The 15,204-nt window shown below is 56.3% G+C and carries 14 protein-coding genes and 1 pseudogene; 12 read left to right on the forward strand and 3 right to left on the reverse strand.

Annotated elements, in window-relative coordinates; genetic code table 11:
* Positions 1-12: 12 nt before the first annotated feature.
* The 4 genes from HB779_RS07355 to HB779_RS07370 all read left to right on the forward strand — a co-directional run bounded on the left by HB779_RS07355 (position 13) and on the right by HB779_RS07370 (position 3,926).
* The gene (locus HB779_RS07355) at positions 13-720 is read left to right on the forward strand and encodes a tRNA (guanosine(46)-N(7))-methyltransferase TrmB (protein ID WP_188345094.1); all 708 of its coding nucleotides are present in this window, start codon (positions 13-15) and stop codon (positions 718-720) included.
* Positions 721-964: 244 nt separating this feature from the next.
* Positions 965-1,915 carry a tripartite tricarboxylate transporter substrate binding protein gene (locus HB779_RS07360; RefSeq protein ID WP_188345095.1) on the forward strand — a complete coding sequence of 317 codons (951 nt, stop codon included), beginning with the start codon at positions 965-967 and terminating at the stop codon, positions 1,913-1,915.
* Positions 1,912-2,394, forward strand: coding sequence for a tripartite tricarboxylate transporter TctB family protein (locus tag HB779_RS07365; RefSeq protein ID WP_188345096.1), 483 nt, complete (start codon positions 1,912-1,914; stop codon positions 2,392-2,394). The genes HB779_RS07360 and HB779_RS07365 overlap by 4 nt, the downstream gene beginning before the upstream one ends.
* 14 nt (positions 2,395-2,408) lie before the next feature.
* Entirely contained in the window at positions 2,409-3,926 is a 1,518-nt protein-coding gene (locus HB779_RS07370; protein ID WP_188345097.1) for a tripartite tricarboxylate transporter permease, read from the forward strand.
* Between the two features lie 32 nt (positions 3,927-3,958).
* Here the strand turns inward: HB779_RS07370 and HB779_RS07375 are convergent, their stop codons facing one another.
* Positions 3,959-4,123 (reverse strand): hypothetical protein, encoded by a 165-nt coding sequence (locus HB779_RS07375; RefSeq protein ID WP_188345098.1) that lies wholly within the window; start codon positions 4,121-4,123, stop codon positions 3,959-3,961.
* 490 nt (positions 4,124-4,613) lie between these two features.
* On the opposite strand from HB779_RS07375, the gene HB779_RS07380 reads away from it, so the two are divergent.
* The 7 genes from HB779_RS07380 (at position 4,614) to truB (ending at position 13,263) form a co-directional block, all read left to right on the forward strand.
* A complete protein-coding gene (locus tag HB779_RS07380; RefSeq protein WP_188345099.1) occupies positions 4,614-5,738 on the forward strand; it encodes a hypothetical protein in 1,125 nt (374 codons plus the stop codon).
* A 173-nt stretch (positions 5,739-5,911) separates the two neighbouring features.
* Positions 5,912-6,574 (forward strand): ribosome maturation factor RimP, encoded by a 663-nt coding sequence (gene rimP, locus HB779_RS07385; protein WP_188345100.1) that lies wholly within the window; start codon positions 5,912-5,914, stop codon positions 6,572-6,574.
* A gap of 64 nt (positions 6,575-6,638) precedes the next feature.
* Entirely contained in the window at positions 6,639-8,240 is a 1,602-nt protein-coding gene (nusA, locus tag HB779_RS07390; RefSeq protein ID WP_188345101.1) for a transcription termination factor NusA, read from the forward strand.
* A gap of 31 nt (positions 8,241-8,271) precedes the next feature.
* Positions 8,272-8,913, forward strand: a complete 642-nt coding sequence (locus HB779_RS07395; protein ID WP_188345102.1) for an RNA-binding protein — start codon at positions 8,272-8,274, stop codon at positions 8,911-8,913.
* Positions 8,910-11,714 carry a translation initiation factor IF-2 gene (infB, locus tag HB779_RS07400; RefSeq protein ID WP_188345103.1) on the forward strand — a complete coding sequence of 935 codons (2,805 nt, stop codon included), beginning with the start codon at positions 8,910-8,912 and terminating at the stop codon, positions 11,712-11,714. The genes HB779_RS07395 and infB overlap by 4 nt, the downstream gene beginning before the upstream one ends.
* Before the next feature lie 94 nt (positions 11,715-11,808).
* Positions 11,809-12,288 (forward strand): 30S ribosome-binding factor RbfA, encoded by a 480-nt coding sequence (rbfA, locus tag HB779_RS07405; protein ID WP_188345104.1) that lies wholly within the window; start codon positions 11,809-11,811, stop codon positions 12,286-12,288.
* On the forward strand, positions 12,289-13,263 hold the full coding sequence (gene truB / locus HB779_RS07410; protein WP_188345105.1) for a tRNA pseudouridine(55) synthase TruB: 975 nt from the start codon (positions 12,289-12,291) through the stop codon (positions 13,261-13,263).
* 179 nt (positions 13,264-13,442) lie between these two features.
* Here truB and HB779_RS07415 read toward each other — a convergent pair whose 3' ends face one another.
* Positions 13,443-13,790, reverse strand: a complete 348-nt coding sequence (locus HB779_RS07415) for a gamma-glutamylcyclotransferase family protein (RefSeq protein WP_188345106.1) — start codon at positions 13,788-13,790, stop codon at positions 13,443-13,445.
* Between the two features lie 48 nt (positions 13,791-13,838).
* Positions 13,839-14,606 (reverse strand): class I SAM-dependent methyltransferase, encoded by a 768-nt coding sequence (locus HB779_RS07420; protein ID WP_188345107.1) that lies wholly within the window; start codon positions 14,604-14,606, stop codon positions 13,839-13,841.
* Positions 14,607-14,801: 195 nt separating this feature from the next.
* Here HB779_RS07420 and rpsO point away from each other — a divergent pair.
* Positions 14,802-15,175 (forward strand): annotated as a pseudogene (gene rpsO, locus HB779_RS25650) (30S ribosomal protein S15).
* Positions 15,176-15,204: the final 29 nt, after the last annotated feature.

Here is a 15,204-nt window from a genome sequence, read left to right on the forward strand (position 1 = left end):
ACGAAAGTTATGATGACAGACGAAGAAGAGCCAAGGCGCGAGCGTTCAACGGAAGCCTTTTTCGGCAGACGCAATGGCAAGACACTACGGCCGTTGCAACGGTCCATTCGCGATGAACTGTTGCCGCTGCTCAAGCTCGATCTGTCATCATCAGCACCCTCTGACCTCCGCAGCCTCTTTACTGCGGAGGTCGATAAGGTCCGATTGGAAATCGGTTTCGGTGGCGGCGAGCATCTGCTGCACGAGGCTGCCCGTTTCCCCAAATCCGGCTTTATTGGCGTCGAACCCTTCGTCAACAGCATGGCGAAGCTGGTTGTCGACCTGCACGAAAATCCGCTCGAGAATATTCGCCTTTACGATGACGATGCAACGCAGGTGCTGGACTGGCTGCCGGAAGCATCGCTCGACGGCATCGATCTGTTCTATCCCGATCCATGGCCCAAGAAGAAGCACTGGAAACGGCGTTTTGTCAGCCAGAAAAATCTGGACCGTTTTGCCCGCGTTCTGCGGCCGGGCAGCCCTTTCCGCTTTGCGTCCGACATCGATACCTATGTCAATTGGACGTTGCAGCACTGCCGCGAACACAGCGAGTTTGACTGGCAGGCGGAAACCTCCGCCGACTGGCACACGCCCTATGAGGCGTGGCCCGGTACGCGTTATGAGCAGAAGGCCCACCGCGAGAGCCGTATTGGAGCATATCTGACCTTTTTGCGCCGCTGAGAGCGCCGCATTGCGCCAATACGGCGATATTGGTGCGTCTTTCATTCGACATGACAGCTTCCAGACAGTTTTCTCATATCAATTTGAGCATGAGGAGACCGCTGGGAGGCTGTCCTAGAAATAGTGCTGTACGTTGAACTGGCCGCTTGCCGCCAATTCAAGCTTTGATTGTCGCCGCCTCCCGGCTTCTTCAAAGATCGAGCAAAACAGACGGCAAAATGCCGTCACGGGAGGATTTCTACACATGCGTAAAATGTTGCTTGCTTTCGTTGCTTCAGGAGCAATGGTTCTGTCCGGTCATGCATTCGCTGCAGACTACAAGATCATGGCACCCGCTGCGCCGGGTGGTGGCTGGGATCAGACCGCCCGCACGATCCAGACCGTGTTGCAGGACGAAAAGATTTCCGGCAGCGTTCAGGTTGTCAATGTTCCAGGTGCCGGTGGTACTATCGGCCTTGCCCAGTTTGCCAACTCGGCAAAGGGTGATCCGGCACAGCTGATCGTCGGCGGCTATGTCATGGTTGGCGCTATTCTCACCAATGCATCGCCCGTCAATCTGTCACAAGTCACGCCGATTGCGCGCCTGACCGGTGAATTTGAAGCGCTGGTTGTTCCTGCCGCCTCACCGATCAAGACCATGGCGGACCTCGTTGAAAAGCTGAAGGCTGATCCGGGCGCAGTGTCCTGGGGTGGTGGCTCAGCCGGTGGTACAGACCACATCACGGCTGGACTGATCGCCAAAGCGGCAGGTGTTGACCCGACCAAGGTCAATTACATCGCCTTCTCCGGTGGCGGTGAAGCGCTGGCTGCTATTCTTGGCAATCAGGTCACCGTCGGTATTTCCGGCTATGGCGAGTTCGAGTCACAGATCAAGGCTGGCACATTGCGTATCATCGGCATCTCCAGCGATGCCAAGGTTGCTGGTGTCGATGCGCCAACTTTCAAGGAAGGTGGCGTTGACGTCAGCATCCAGAATTGGCGCATGGTTGCTGCAGCTCCCGGCATCTCCAAGGAACAGGAAGCGGCAATCGGTGCTGATGTGGAAAAGATGGTAAAATCCAAGACATGGCAGGATCAGCTGACCGCCAAGGGCTGGGCTGACACCTATCTTGCTGGCGATGCATTCAAGACGCAGCTGGCCAAGGACACCGACGCAACATCTGCCATCTTGAAAGATATCGGTCTGGTAAAATGACACACGAGTCACCTGCTTCCGAAACGCGCCGCCCTGATCGGGCGGCGCTGGCCATTGCCGCCGTTCTTGCCATTATTGCGGCGGTGATCGTTTACAGCACTGCGACTGCCCATGGCGGCAGTAGTACCCGCATTGGGCCGGGCGCGTTCCCTTATGCCATCTCAGGATGTTTGTTTGTGCTTGCCATCTGGACTGCTGTTGAAGCGTGGCGTGGTGATTTCCCCGCGCGTGAAGAGCAGGAATACGGCCCTGTTTTCTGGATTGTCGGCGGACTTGCAGCCCAGATGCTGCTGTTGAACACGGTTGGATTTTCCATTGCTACCGGTCTGCTGTTTGCAGCGACGGCGCGTGGCTTCGGTAAAGGGCCGCTTTGGATGACCATACCGATCGGCATTGTCCTTTCCTTTGTCGTCTGGATTATTTTTGCCAAGGGCCTGCAATTATCACTTCCAGCCGGGCCGCTTGAGCACCTCATTTAAAAGGCACAACTGCCATGGATACATTTACTCTTTTGGCCCACGGCTTCCTTGTTGCACTGGAGCCGATGAACCTCTTCTACGCTCTGGTCGGCGTCACGCTCGGCACGGCTGTTGGGGTTCTGCCCGGCATTGGACCGGCACTGACCGTCGCTCTGTTGCTTCCGGTTACTTACAAGCTCGACCCTGCCGGATCACTCATTATGTTCGCGGGCATTTACTACGGCGGCATGTATGGCGGATCGACTACCTCGATCCTGTTGAACACACCGGGTGAAAGCGCTTCCATCGTTACCGCGCTGGAGGGCAACAAGATGGCCCGCGCCGGGCGAGGCGGGCCAGCATTGGCCACCGCAGCCATCGGCTCGTTTGTTGCCGGCTTGATTGCGACGCTCGGCCTGGCGCTGATTGCACCGACTATTGTCAAGTTCGCGCTGTCCTTTGGGCCAGCGGAATATTTCGCTCTGATGATTCTCGCCTTCATGACCGTTTCAGCGGCATTTGGCGATTCAACCCTGCGCGGTCTGACCGCCTTGTTTCTTGGCCTTGCACTTGGCCTGATCGGTATTGATCTGCAGACCGGGCAGGCGCGTCTGGCTTTTGGAATTCCGGATTTGCTGGATGGTGTGGAGGTGACAACTCTTGCCGTTGCGCTGTTCGCTATCGGTGAAACACTCAGCGTTGCCGCAGCGCGTTATGGCGGTGATGAAAAGATCGAGCCGGTCAAAGGTTCTGTCTGGATGAACAGGGAAGACTGGTCACGTTCGTGGAAGCCATGGTTGCGTGGCACGCTTATCGGCTTTCCGATTGGTGCGATGCCCGCAGGTGGTGCCGAGATTGGCACGTTTCTGTCCTATTCGGTGGAAAAGCAATTGGCAAAGAAGCCGGAAGAGTTCGGCCATGGTGCGATTGAAGGCGTTGCTGGTCCGGAAGCGGCCAACAATGCTTCGGCAGCTGGTACACTGGTTCCGTTGCTGACGCTGGGTTTGCCGACAACGGCGACGGCGGCCATCATGCTTGCAGGCTTCCAGCAGTTCGGCTTGCAGCCGGGACCACTGTTGTTTGCCACGAATCCGCAGATCGTCTGGGGATTGATTGCCAGCCTGCTGGTTGCAAATTTCATGCTGCTGGTATTGAACCTGCCGCTGATTGGCCTCTGGGTGCGACTGCTGTCGATCCCCCGGCATTGGCTCTATGCGGGCATTCTCGTGTTTGCGACGCTGGGCACCATTGGCGCCAACCCGTCGACGTTTGAACTCGGCATGCTGCTTGTCTTCGGTATTCTGGGATATATCCTGCGCCGCTTCGGTTATCCGATTGCGCCAGTGGTTGTCGGTCTGATTTTGGGACCGATGGCCGAACAGCAATTGCGCCGCGCACTTGCGATCAGTCAGGGCGACGTCACCGTTCTGGTGGGTTCGCCCATTGCGATCATTCTGCTTGTGCTGGCTGTTTGTGCTGTGGCCGTGCCGCTGATTATGCGCGCGCGCGGCAAGGGCAAGGTGCTTTCGCAGCTTGCGGCAAACGAAGACTGATCAGCGATCAGCCCAGTCCACCGGTACTTATATTAGTTCCGGTGGATAGCGCTGAACTGAACAGGGTCAATGCCAAGATTACGCAAATCCGAGGCAACCGGCTGGTGACCGATACGCGTTGCAGAAGCAACAGCAACGGCACTGCCGAATACATTGAGGAAGCGGGTGATCTTGTTGGGCATATGTCTCTTGGTCATGGCTCATTCCTTTCGCATCTATATTGCGATGCAACATAAATAGGTGAGACTGACCAAATTCGTTAGGCCTGATTGTGCAGGGCAGCCATGCAAAATCGGAGGGTTAGAGCAAATTTTGTTTATTCGAAGCCAGTTCTGTTTCTCGGATGGCGAGGCAATCAACGCGGAAGGTAGCAAGGCCGATGTTACCCATCGGACGAAGCTGCCTGACAAAGTGGGTGTCCGCCAGCCGGAAACCCCGAAGGGCCGGGTGAATTTGGGTCAATTTCTGCGGGCTTTGACTTCGCCCGATGGGTAAACATCGGTCTTGTCAAACCCCTTGACCTTGCCCACAAATTCCCTCCGGCAGAACGGCTCCAAATAAACAAAACTTGCTCTACTGATTTTCGGGGCTTTTGTCCGTCAAATGGCGATATTGAGCCGCAGTTGCGTTAGTGCTAGCAGTGGTGCGCTTACCTGCCATTCAATGAGCCTCGGGGCGATAGACACCATGCACGATCTGAAATCTGTTCTTAGTGAAGCTGCTGGCGACGGAATTATTTCAATAGATCAGGCAGAAAAGCTTGCTCCGTATCTCACGGAAAGAGGTGTTCGAGCCGATGATGTGCGTTCCGCCCACCATGAGGACGTATTGGGTGAGGTGGTTGACACTGAAACACCGCGGTTCGTGCGGGGCTTCCATGATATCCTCATAACAATCGGTGTCATTGTTGCACTCGTTGGCATATGGGGTATTGCGTCGATCATCCCCGTTTTCGTCGCGATTATCATTCTTGCCGAAATTCTTGTGCGCCGCGAACGGTTGGCGCTGCCAGCGGTTGCTTTGACGGCTGCGTGGACAGTGGCAATAGCGGCGGCAGAGGTATCGTATTATCCCGACGGACTTAAAAATCTGAGTGATATGATGCAGATTTTGGTCGTTATGGTGCCGTTTCCGGTTTTGTTGGCGGTTTTCTATTGGCGTTATCGCATTCCCCTGTCTCTGGCCGCAACTCTTGGCTCGGCGCTTGCTGTTTGTACTGTTCTCATCCTGTCTCTTCTTTCGAAGCTCACGGGATCGTCGAATTTCATCCTTGAGCACAGCCTGATATCTTCGCTGCTGTTCTTGATTGCGGCCTTAAGTCTGTTTGCCGTGGCCATGCGATTTGATCTCAAAGATCCGCTGCGCGAAACGCGCAATTCCGACGTGGCATTCTGGCTGCATCTCAGCACTGCACCGGCTTTGCTCTACGCCATCGTATCCGTTATTTTCACGATGCAGAGCGGGTCAGCTACATTCACCCTGGCCAGCACACACACATCCGATGCGTTTATTGTCATCGCTGTCGTCTTGGTGCTGATGCTTGTTGGATTGGTGATCGATCGCAGGGCGTTTGTCACAGCGGGCCTCGTTTCGCTTGGTGTCGCTCTGGCCCGGCTTTTCAAGGAGTCGGGAGCAAATCCTGGTGGATATGTCTTCGTGATTCTCTTCATAGTCGGGCTGGTCGTTCTCGTGATTGGTGTTGGCTGGCCGTTCTTTCGCCGGGCAGTTCTGGCTCCGTTGCCGGACGCGATGCGGGCAAAGCTTCCGCCAGTTCGATGGGCTGAGGACAAGCAGCCGGCGGTGGAGCTTTGATCGACCCCAACTGCATGCGCTCAGCACCTTGGGACAAAGTTCGTCTTCGACCTTGAAACTCTCATGCCAATTCGGTATATAGAACTTATATTCTTGGTCGATAGAACAGGGGTGGGTCCACACAGGTCCCGCTCTTTTTTGTTTCTTGGGGCCGAAACAGGGAAAATTCTTGCGTGACAGACGGCACCAAAACAGATCATGAAACGGCTGAAACAGCTGTGCATGAAGAACGTATTATAACCGAGACAGGCGTTGACGCCCGTGTTGCCGGTATTATCGAGCCCGTGCTCGAATCCATCGGTTTCCGCCTCGTCCGGGTCAAGCTTTCCGGGCTGAATGGCCTGACATTGCAGATCATGACCGAGCGCTTCGACGGCACAATGACCGTTGAAGATTGCGAACTGGTCAGCCGGACAATGTCGCCTGTGCTCGATGTGGAAGATCCGATCGACCGTCATTACCATCTGGAAGTTTCATCGCCCGGCATTGATCGCCCGCTGGTACGCAAGTCGGACTTCGTTACATGGACCGGTCACATCGCAAAAGTTGATACGTCGACTGTGCTCGGCGGACGCAAGAAATTCCGCGGCCGTATTGCAGCGGTTACAGCAGATGCTGTCACGATAGAGAGCGATCAGGCGAGTTATGGTGATGAGCCGGTGGTTGAAGTGCCGTTCGAGCTGATCTCGGACGCACGCCTGATGCTGACCGACGATCTTATCCGTGATGCTCTGCGCCGCGATAAGGATTTGCGCGAAGGCCGTATTCCGGCGGACGGCGCTGACGGAACAGACGAGACCGAATCCGCTGACGCGGAACAGACCAAACAGGATTGATCTTTCATACGCCCGCGGGAGAAGCGGTGCGGTGAACCCCAAGGGGAACTTCAAGGAGAAGAACATGGCAGTGAGTGCAAACAGGCTGGAACTTCTGCAGATCGCCGATGCGGTGGCCCGCGAGAAGTCAATTGACCGCGAGATCGTTATTGCGGCAATGGCCGACGCCATTCAGAAAGCCGCCCGCTCGCGTTACGGTCAGGAAACCAATATCCGCGCCGATATCAACGCCAAAACAGGCGAGATTAAGCTGCAGCGTCTCCTTGAAGTCGTCGATAATGTCGAAGACCCAGTTACGCAGATCGGCATGGATGCTGCGCGCGACCGCAACCCTGATGCCCAGCCTGGCGATTTCCTCGCTGACCAGCTGCCGCCAATGGATTTCGGCCGTATCGCTGCCCAGTCCGCCAAGCAGGTTATCGTGCAGAAAGTGCGCGAAGCCGAGCGTGACCGCCAGTATGACGAATACAAGGATCGCGTCGGTGAAATCATCAACGGCAGCGTCAAGCGCGTTGAATATGGCAATGTGATCGTTGATCTGGGCCGCGGTGAAGCCATTGTGCGCCGCGACGAACTGATCCCCCGCGAAACATTCCGCTATGGCGACCGCGTTCGTGCCTATGTCTATGATGTGCGCCGCGAACAGCGCGGACCGCAGATTTTCCTGAGCCGCACCCATCCGCAGTTCATGGCAAAACTTTTCACCATGGAAGTGCCGGAAATTTATGACGGCATCATCGAGATCAAGTCGGTTGCCCGTGACCCGGGTTCCCGTGCGAAGATCGCCGTGATTTCCCGCGATTCCTCGATTGATCCTGTCGGTGCCTGCGTCGGTATGCGCGGTTCGCGCGTTCAGGCGGTTGTCGGCGAATTGCAGGGCGAGAAGATCGACATCATTCCATGGTCGCCTGAGCCGGCTTCGTTCATCGTCAATGCCTTGCAGCCGGCAGAAGTTTCCAAGGTTGTTCTGGATGAAGATGCGGAACGTATTGAAGTTGTCGTTCCGGATGACCAACTATCCCTGGCAATTGGCCGTCGCGGCCAGAATGTCCGTCTTGCTTCCCAGCTTACCGGCTGGGATATTGATATCCTCACCGAGCAGGAAGAATCCGAACGCCGCCAGAAGGAATTCGTTGAACGGTCCAACCTGTTCATGGAAGCACTTGATGTCGACGAGATGGTTGGTCAGGTTCTTGCTTCGGAAGGTTTTGCCAGCGTCGAAGAAATCGCCTATGTAGATGGCGACGAAATTTCCTCCATCGATGGTTTCGATGAGGAAACCGCCAGCGAAATCCAGCAGCGTGCACAGGAATATCTCGGCCGCATCGAAGCGGAACGTGATGCGCGTCGCAAGGAACTCGGTGTTACGGACGAACTGCGTGACCTGCCTGGCATGACCAATGCCATTCTGGTTGCTGTCGGCGAAGACGGTGTGAAGACGGTTGACGATTTTGCCGGCTATGCGGTGGACGAATTGACCGGCTGGCGCGAGCGCAAGGATGGCGAGACGATCAGCCATTCGGGCATTCTGTCGGCCTTTGAAGTGAGCCGTACCGAAGCTGAGCAGATGATTCTGACGGCGCGCCTCAAGGCAGGCTGGATCACGGAAGACGATCTGGTTGCTGTTGAAACCGACGAAGTGCCGGATGAAGAGGTCGCTGGCTGATAGCGAGAGACCTTTGTACGTGGAACCGGAAATGAACGACAGGACATGCATTGTCACGCGTGAGGGCGGTTCTGTCGATGACATGATCCGGTTCGTTGCCAGCCCGGATGGAACGGTTGTCGCTGATTTGAAGCGCACCCTTCCGGGTCGGGGCTGCTGGGTGAAAGCCGAGCGGCGCTATATAGACGAAGCGGTCAAGCGGAAACTCTTTCCGCGTGCTTTGAAGGCCAATGTGACTGTCCCGGAGGATTTCGGGCTGGTTGTTGATCAGATGCTGGTAAAGTTTGCGCTGGGCAGTTTTGGATTGGCGCGCAAGGCCGGTGTTGTGGTAACAGGAGCCGCAAAAGTGGATTCTGCCATCCGCAACGGTACTGCGATGGTGGTTCTTCATGCCTTTGAAGCGGCGGAAGATGGCGTTCGCAAGCTTGACCAGGCCCGCCGTTCGGTAGTTTATGCCGGCGGACCAGATATTCCCGCCCTTTCATTGTTCGAAAGCAGTGAAATGGATTTGGCATTAGGCGGGGTAAATGTGATACATGCTGCCGTACTCAAGGGGAAGGCAGCTGCCGGGTTCGTTAAACGAGCTTGGCTGCTACAGCATTTTCGCGATGGCCTCACCGATCTGGCCGACGCTAAAGCGGCAACTGCCGCGAAGGAAACGGAAACGGAATGAGCGATACAAAATCGACAGACGACAAGACGCTTGGCGTCAATAAAAAGACCCTGACCATAAAGCGGCCTGGCGTTGAACAGAGTACAGTGCGCCAGAATTTCAGTCATGGTCGCACGAAGTCTGTTGTCGTTGAAACAAAGAAGCGCAAGTTTAGCCTGCCGGATCAGAAGCCGGAGGCAACGCCCCCTGCTGCCCCGGCACCAGCTCCAGCGCCCGCAGTATCGGCGGCGCCAGCCCCGGCACCTGTAGCAGCGCCAGCGCCTTCGACGCCGCCAGCAGCAGCACGGCCAGCGGCTCCCCAGCCTGCGCCTGTTCAGGCAACCACTGCACCGGCCCCTGCGCCGCGTCCGGCAGCCCCTGCACCAAGTGCACCGGCAGCGTCTGCACCTGTGAGCGCGCGTCCCGCTGCTCCAGCCCAGTCGCAGCGTTCAGGACAGCAGCAGCCATACCGTTCAGCCAGTCCGCGTCCGAACGACCGTTCCGGCATGGTTCTGAACACACTGTCGACTGCCGAGCTTGAAGCCCGCCGCAAGGCATTGGAAGGTTCAAAGGTTCGCGATGCGGAAGACCGCGCCCGTGCTGCCGTTGAAGCTGCCCGCCGTGCAGAAGAAGATGCATTGCGCGCTCAGGAGCGTGAAGCCTCTGCTCGCCGTCAGGCCGAAGAAGAAGAGCGTCTGCGCAAGGAAGCCGAAGCCAAGCATCGCTCGGAAGAAGAAGCCCGCAAGCGCCAGCCGGAAACAGCCAAAGCCGCTGAAGAAGCTGCTCCCAAGGGAGCAGTGCCGCGCAAGCCTGTTGCTGAGGAAGAAGAAGAACGTCGCGGCGGAAGCCCTGCAGGCGCCCGTCGTGGCAACAGCAGTGCAGCTCCAGCCAAGCCGGAAGTGCGCACACCCAAGGTCGTCAAGGGTGAAGACGAGCGCCGTCGTGGCAAGCTGACACTGGGCTCGGCGCTGAATGATGAAGGCCGCAGCCGTTCGCTGTCCGCCATGCGTCGCCGCCAGGAAAAGTTCAAGCGCGGCATGCAGCAGGAAACGCGTGAGAAAATCGCACGTGAAGTTATTCTGCCAGAAACCATCACCATTCAGGAACTCGCCCAGCGTATGGCTGAGCGTTCGGTCGATGTCATCAAGTACTTGATGAAGGAAGGCCAGATGATGAAAGCTGGCGACCTGATCGATGCGGATATGGCGCAGCTGATTGCCGAAGAATTCGGCCATACGGTTCGCCGTGTTGCTGAATCCGACGTTGAAGAGGGTATCTTCAATGTGCAGGATGATCAGGCTTCCTTCATATCGCGTCCGCCCGTGGTCACCATCATGGGGCACGTCGATCACGGCAAGACATCGCTGCTCGATGCGATCCGCAAGGCCAATGTGGTTTCCGGTGAAGCGGGTGGCATCACCCAGCACATCGGCGCCTATCAGGTCGAGCAGAACGGTCACAAGATCACGTTCATCGATACGCCTGGTCACGCGGCCTTTACGGCGATGCGCGCCCGTGGTGCACAGGCAACGGATATTGCTATCCTTGTTGTTGCAGCCGATGACAGCGTGATGCCGCAGACGATTGAATCGATCAACCATGCCAAGGCAGCGGGTGTTCCGATCATCGTGGCGATCAACAAGATCGACAAGCCGTCGGCTGATCCGCAGAAGGTTCGCACCAGCTTGCTTCAGCACGAAGTCTTCGTTGAAACCATGGGCGGTGAAACGCTCGACGTGGAAGTGTCTGCCAAAACAGGCCTTGGTCTCGACAAGCTGCTGGAAGCTATCCTGCTTCAGGCCGAAGTTCTCGATCTCAAGGCTGACCCGACCCGTACAGCGGAAGGCGTCGTCATCGAAGCCAAGCTCGATCGCGGCCGTGGTTCGGTTGCAACCGTTCTGGTCCAGAAGGGCACGCTCAAGCCAGGCGACATCATTGTTGCCGGCAGCGAATGGGGCCGTGTCCGCGCACTCGTCAATGATCGCGGCGAAAATCTGAAGGATGCCGGACCGGCAATGCCGGTTGAGGTTCTCGGTCTTGGTGGCCCGCCGCAGGCCGGTGACCGTTTCGCTGTCGTTGAGAGCGAAGCCAAGGCACGCGAGATTTCCGAATATCGCACACGTCTTGCCCGTGAAAAGGTTGTCGCACGTCAGGCTGGATCGCGCGGTTCGCTCGAACAGATGATGAGCCAGTTGCAGGTGACAGGCCTCAAGGAATTCCCGCTGCTCATCAAGGGCGACGTGCAGGGTTCCATCGAAGCCATTGCCGGTGCGCTGGACAAGCTCGGAACCGAGGAAGTTCGGGCCCGTATCATCCATTCGGGTGCTGGCGGTATCACCGAAAGCGATATTGCGCTGGCGGAAGCCTCCAATGCCGCCATCATCGGCTTCAACGTCCGTGCCAACAAGCAGGCCCGTGATCTGGCCGAGCGTGAAGGCATCGAGATCCGTTACTACAACATCATCTACGATCTCGTGGACGATGTGAAAGCAGCCATGTCCGGTCTTCTTTCGCCGGAACGCCGCGAAACCTTCATCGGCAATGCGGAGATCCTCGAGGTCTTCAACATTACCAAGGTTGGCAAGGTGGCCGGTTGCCGTGTTACGGAAGGCAAAGTCGAACGTGGTGCAGGCGTGCGCCTTATCCGCGACAACGTTGTCATTCACGAAGGCAAGCTCAAGACGCTCAAGCGCTTCAAGGACGAAGTTTCCGAAGTGCCTGCGGGTCAGGAATGCGGTATGGCGTTCGAGAATTACGACGATATGCGCGCTGGCGACACGATCGAAGCGTTCCGCGTCGAACACATTACCCGCTCGCTTTAATGCCAAGCCCTTGCAAGGGCAGCGTTTAGATCATCGATAACAGGATCGCCGGACCAAAACCGGCGATCTCCTGTATCTTGGGATACGATTGAATATGTCTCGTTTTGCTTCATCATCCGGACCGTCTCAACGCCAGTTGCGCGTCAGTGAGCAGGTGCGCCACGCGGTTTCTCAGGTGCTCCAGCGCGGTGATGTGCGTGATGATACGTTGGAAAATGCCGTTGTTGCCATTTCCGAAGTACGCATGTCGCCGGATCTGAAGATTGCCACCTGTTTCGTCTCGCCTATTGGCGCGAAGGACAGTGATGCGGTTATTGCAGCATTGAACCAGCACGCAAAATTCATTCGCGGCAAGGCTGCTTCCTATCTGCGCCAGATGAAATACATGCCGGAATTTCGCTTCCGCATCGACACCAGCTTTGACAACTATGCCAAGATTGATGCGCTGCTGCGCAAGCCCGAGGTGACCCGTGACCTCGATGATCATCATGATCATCACGATGATGACGGCGAAATTGATCCCAATCCCGGTGATGTGCCGGGCCATGGCCCAGACGGCAACGGAAACAACTAAATGTCGAGACAGCGCAAGAAAAAAGGCCGGCCCGTATCCGGCTGGCTGATCTTTGACAAGCCGAAAGGCATGGGATCAACCGAAGCTGTTTCGAAGATCAAATGGCTGTTCAAAGCCGAAAAGGCCGGGCATGCGGGAACGCTGGATCCCCTCGCGTCGGGCATGTTGCCGATTGCGTTGGGCGAAGCGACCAAAACGGTTCCCTACGTCATGGATGGCACTAAAATCTACCGTTTTACTGTCACGTGGGGTGCCGAGCGCACTACCGATGACATGGAAGGCGAGATCACCGTAACCTCGGACAATCGTCCGGATGCGGCGGCAATCCAGGCTATTTTACCTGCCTATACGGGTGTGATCCAGCAGATCCCGCCAAAGTTTTCCGCCATCAAGATCGCCGGCGAGCGTGCTTATGATCTGGCGCGTGGCGGCGAAGAGGTCGAAATTCCTGCGCGTGAAGTCGAAATCGATCGCTTGGATTTGATCGAACAACCGGACGCGTCGACGGCAATATTTGAAGTCGAGTGCGGGAAGGGCACGTATGTGCGTTCGCTCGCCCGTGATATGGGCCGCGAGCTTGGCTGCTATGGCCATATTTCCGATCTGCGCCGTATCGAGGTCGCTCCGTTCAACGAGCAGGATTTTGTCACGCTCGAAGAGCTGGAAGCCGCACATCCGCCCGCGCCTGCCGAGGACGAGGAAGGCGGCGATCATTCCTATGACGCTATCGTCGCACGCTTTTCCGTGATGGATGCATTTCTGATTGATACAGGTGCGGCACTCGAGAGTTTGCCGCAGGTGGCACTGTCCGATGATCAGGCCCACCGCATCCGCATGGGCAATCCGGTCATTCTGCGTGGCCGCGACGCGCCTGTGGAAGCGGATAAAGCCTGCGTAACCAGCAAGGGCAAGCTTCTGGCTATCGGCTTTATCGAACACGGCCAGTTCAATCCAAAGCGCGTGTTTACGATCTAAGATTTTATGCCAGTTGCATTCCCGGTGTACGTGGTTCGACAAGCTCACGATGAGGGGGAGTGAGGATTGCAGGGAGCCAGGTTCTGCAATGATTCCGATTAGCTTTGCAGCCAACTCCTCTCCCTCATGGTGAGCTTGTCGAACCACGCACAATAGTATTGCAACCTATCTCATAGACATCAGGCCTTCACATAAACCCAGGCCGTAATCCCTGATTTCAACTGCACTTCAATGCGCTTGTAGTCTGACACCTCATAAGCATCGGCGGCGGCAAGTTCCTTTGCTGTAATTTCAAACACTGTCCCATCCACTTCATCGGCCTGATGTTCGCTCGGCACGACAATGGGGTGGAAATTGCTGCCGCTGGCCTTGATGACATCAGGATCGGTGATCTCGATCATTGATTTTTTGAAGCCCGGCATCGCATCCTTTGAACCGCTAAGGCGGCGGCCGAAGGACGACAATTGCACATCTTCTTGCTGCAAGGTGCCATAGGAGAAAAGGTGGATATCGGGCGTGTCATTCATGATGGGCTCAGTTCCTCTATGCAGCGGGATGATCCTTCTTCGCCAATATCAGGTCTTGATGCAACTGTAAGCGGCCGTTTCATAGGGTAACGTGACTTCACTTTTTCCGGCAGTTGAGGGCTCGCTGGCAATGAGCGTGCGCACTCTGGCGGCAACTTTCTCTTGCTCGTCTGCGGGCAGGGCGGCGATAAAACTGGTAGAAAGCACGCGATTGACAATGACATTTTCCGGTGCGCCGACATGGCTATTGGCAAAGCGCTGCTGCTTGAGCGCGCTGAAGCCATTGAAGGGAAATGGCTTTTTCCATTCACCCGAGGAGTGGCGCGGTGTTCCGCCTTCGTAGGGTGCGAAAATACGCCCGAGTTTTGCCACCCAAGGAATGCTCTCATCGCGTGTGTTCCAGATCAGCCCGAGATGGCCACCCGGCTTGAGGACACGGTGAATTTCCGTCAGCGCTGCCTTGGTGGCAAACCAGTGAAAGGCCTGCGCACAGACCACCGCATCAACCGAATTATCAGCCAGTGGAATCGATTCTGCAGTTCCGTCCTTCGTGGTGACATCAGGATGTTTTTCCGCAAGCTTTTGCAGCATTTGCGCAACCGGTTCGACGGCGATGACCTTGGCACACGTCGTCATGAGGCGCAGCGTGAATTTGCCGGTGCCCGCACCGAGATCGACGACGGTCTTGCCCGGGGCCAAATGGAGTTCCTCGCGCAACCAGACATCAAGCTCTGGCGGATAATCGGGACGGCCACGCACATAGCTGTCAGCTTTTGCAGCAAACCCCACCGCTGCCGCCTGATGGATGGTGTTCATGATAAACTCCCGCTTGATGATAAGCGCAGCCACTATGGAAAGGCGGTTTGTCATAATCCAGGCGCTGCCATGCTCCCGCCGGAATTTGTTTGTAGGTTAAGAAGATTGAGATGGAAACAAACCGTTCTTTCACGCTGTTCGCCGCTGAAAAGCGCTCGAATCATTTGCGGCTGGTAATTTGTCACATTTTCGACTATACGGCCCGCAGCGGTGGCCTTTGCTATCGCTTTAACCGGCCCCCGCTGGACGACATCCCGGCCGTGGGCATCCCGTTTTCCCTTCAAAAGAAAGGATATACGATGTCGATTACCGCTGAACGTAAGCAGGCACTGATCTCTGAATATGGTACAAAGACAGGCGACACCGGTTCTCCGGAAGTCCAGGTTGCTGTCCTCACAGAGCGCATTGTTAACCTGACCGAACATTTCAAAGACCACAAGAAGGATAACCATTCCCGCCGTGGTCTGCTCAAGCTCGTATCGACGCGCCGCAGCCTTCTTGACTACCTCAAGAAGATTGATCAGGGCCGTTACCAGACGCTGATCGAAAAGCTCGGCCTGCGCCGTTAATAAATGGATTGAACCGGCGGTGGTATTTC

The sequence above is a fragment of the Phyllobacterium sp. 628 genome, assembly GCF_014189505.1.
In the GTDB taxonomy this organism is placed as follows: domain Bacteria; phylum Pseudomonadota; class Alphaproteobacteria; order Rhizobiales; family Rhizobiaceae; genus Phyllobacterium.

Excerpts from the sequence above, each read along its gene's own strand:
- HB779_RS07355 (WP_188345094.1), top strand. The coding sequence starts at position 13 with ATGACAGACGAAGAAGAGCCAAGGCGCGAGCGTTCAACGGAAGCCTTT.
- HB779_RS07360 (WP_188345095.1), top strand. The coding sequence starts at position 965 with ATGCGTAAAATGTTGCTTGCTTTCGTTGCTTCAGGAGCAATGGTTCTG.
- HB779_RS07365 (WP_188345096.1), top strand. The coding sequence starts at position 1,912 with ATGACACACGAGTCACCTGCTTCCGAAACGCGCCGCCCTGATCGGGCG.
- HB779_RS07370 (WP_188345097.1), top strand. The coding sequence starts at position 2,409 with ATGGATACATTTACTCTTTTGGCCCACGGCTTCCTTGTTGCACTGGAG.
- HB779_RS07375 (WP_188345098.1), bottom strand. The coding sequence starts at position 4,123 with ATGACCAAGAGACATATGCCCAACAAGATCACCCGCTTCCTCAATGTA.
- HB779_RS07380 (WP_188345099.1), top strand. The coding sequence starts at position 4,614 with ATGCACGATCTGAAATCTGTTCTTAGTGAAGCTGCTGGCGACGGAATT.
- nusA (WP_188345101.1), top strand. The coding sequence starts at position 6,639 with ATGGCAGTGAGTGCAAACAGGCTGGAACTTCTGCAGATCGCCGATGCG.
- HB779_RS07395 (WP_188345102.1), top strand. The coding sequence starts at position 8,272 with ATGAACGACAGGACATGCATTGTCACGCGTGAGGGCGGTTCTGTCGAT.
- infB (WP_188345103.1), top strand. The coding sequence starts at position 8,910 with ATGAGCGATACAAAATCGACAGACGACAAGACGCTTGGCGTCAATAAA.
- rbfA (WP_188345104.1), top strand. The coding sequence starts at position 11,809 with ATGTCTCGTTTTGCTTCATCATCCGGACCGTCTCAACGCCAGTTGCGC.
- truB (WP_188345105.1), top strand. The coding sequence starts at position 12,289 with ATGTCGAGACAGCGCAAGAAAAAAGGCCGGCCCGTATCCGGCTGGCTG.
- HB779_RS07415 (WP_188345106.1), bottom strand. The coding sequence starts at position 13,790 with ATGAATGACACGCCCGATATCCACCTTTTCTCCTATGGCACCTTGCAG.
- HB779_RS07420 (WP_188345107.1), bottom strand. The coding sequence starts at position 14,606 with ATGAACACCATCCATCAGGCGGCAGCGGTGGGGTTTGCTGCAAAAGCT.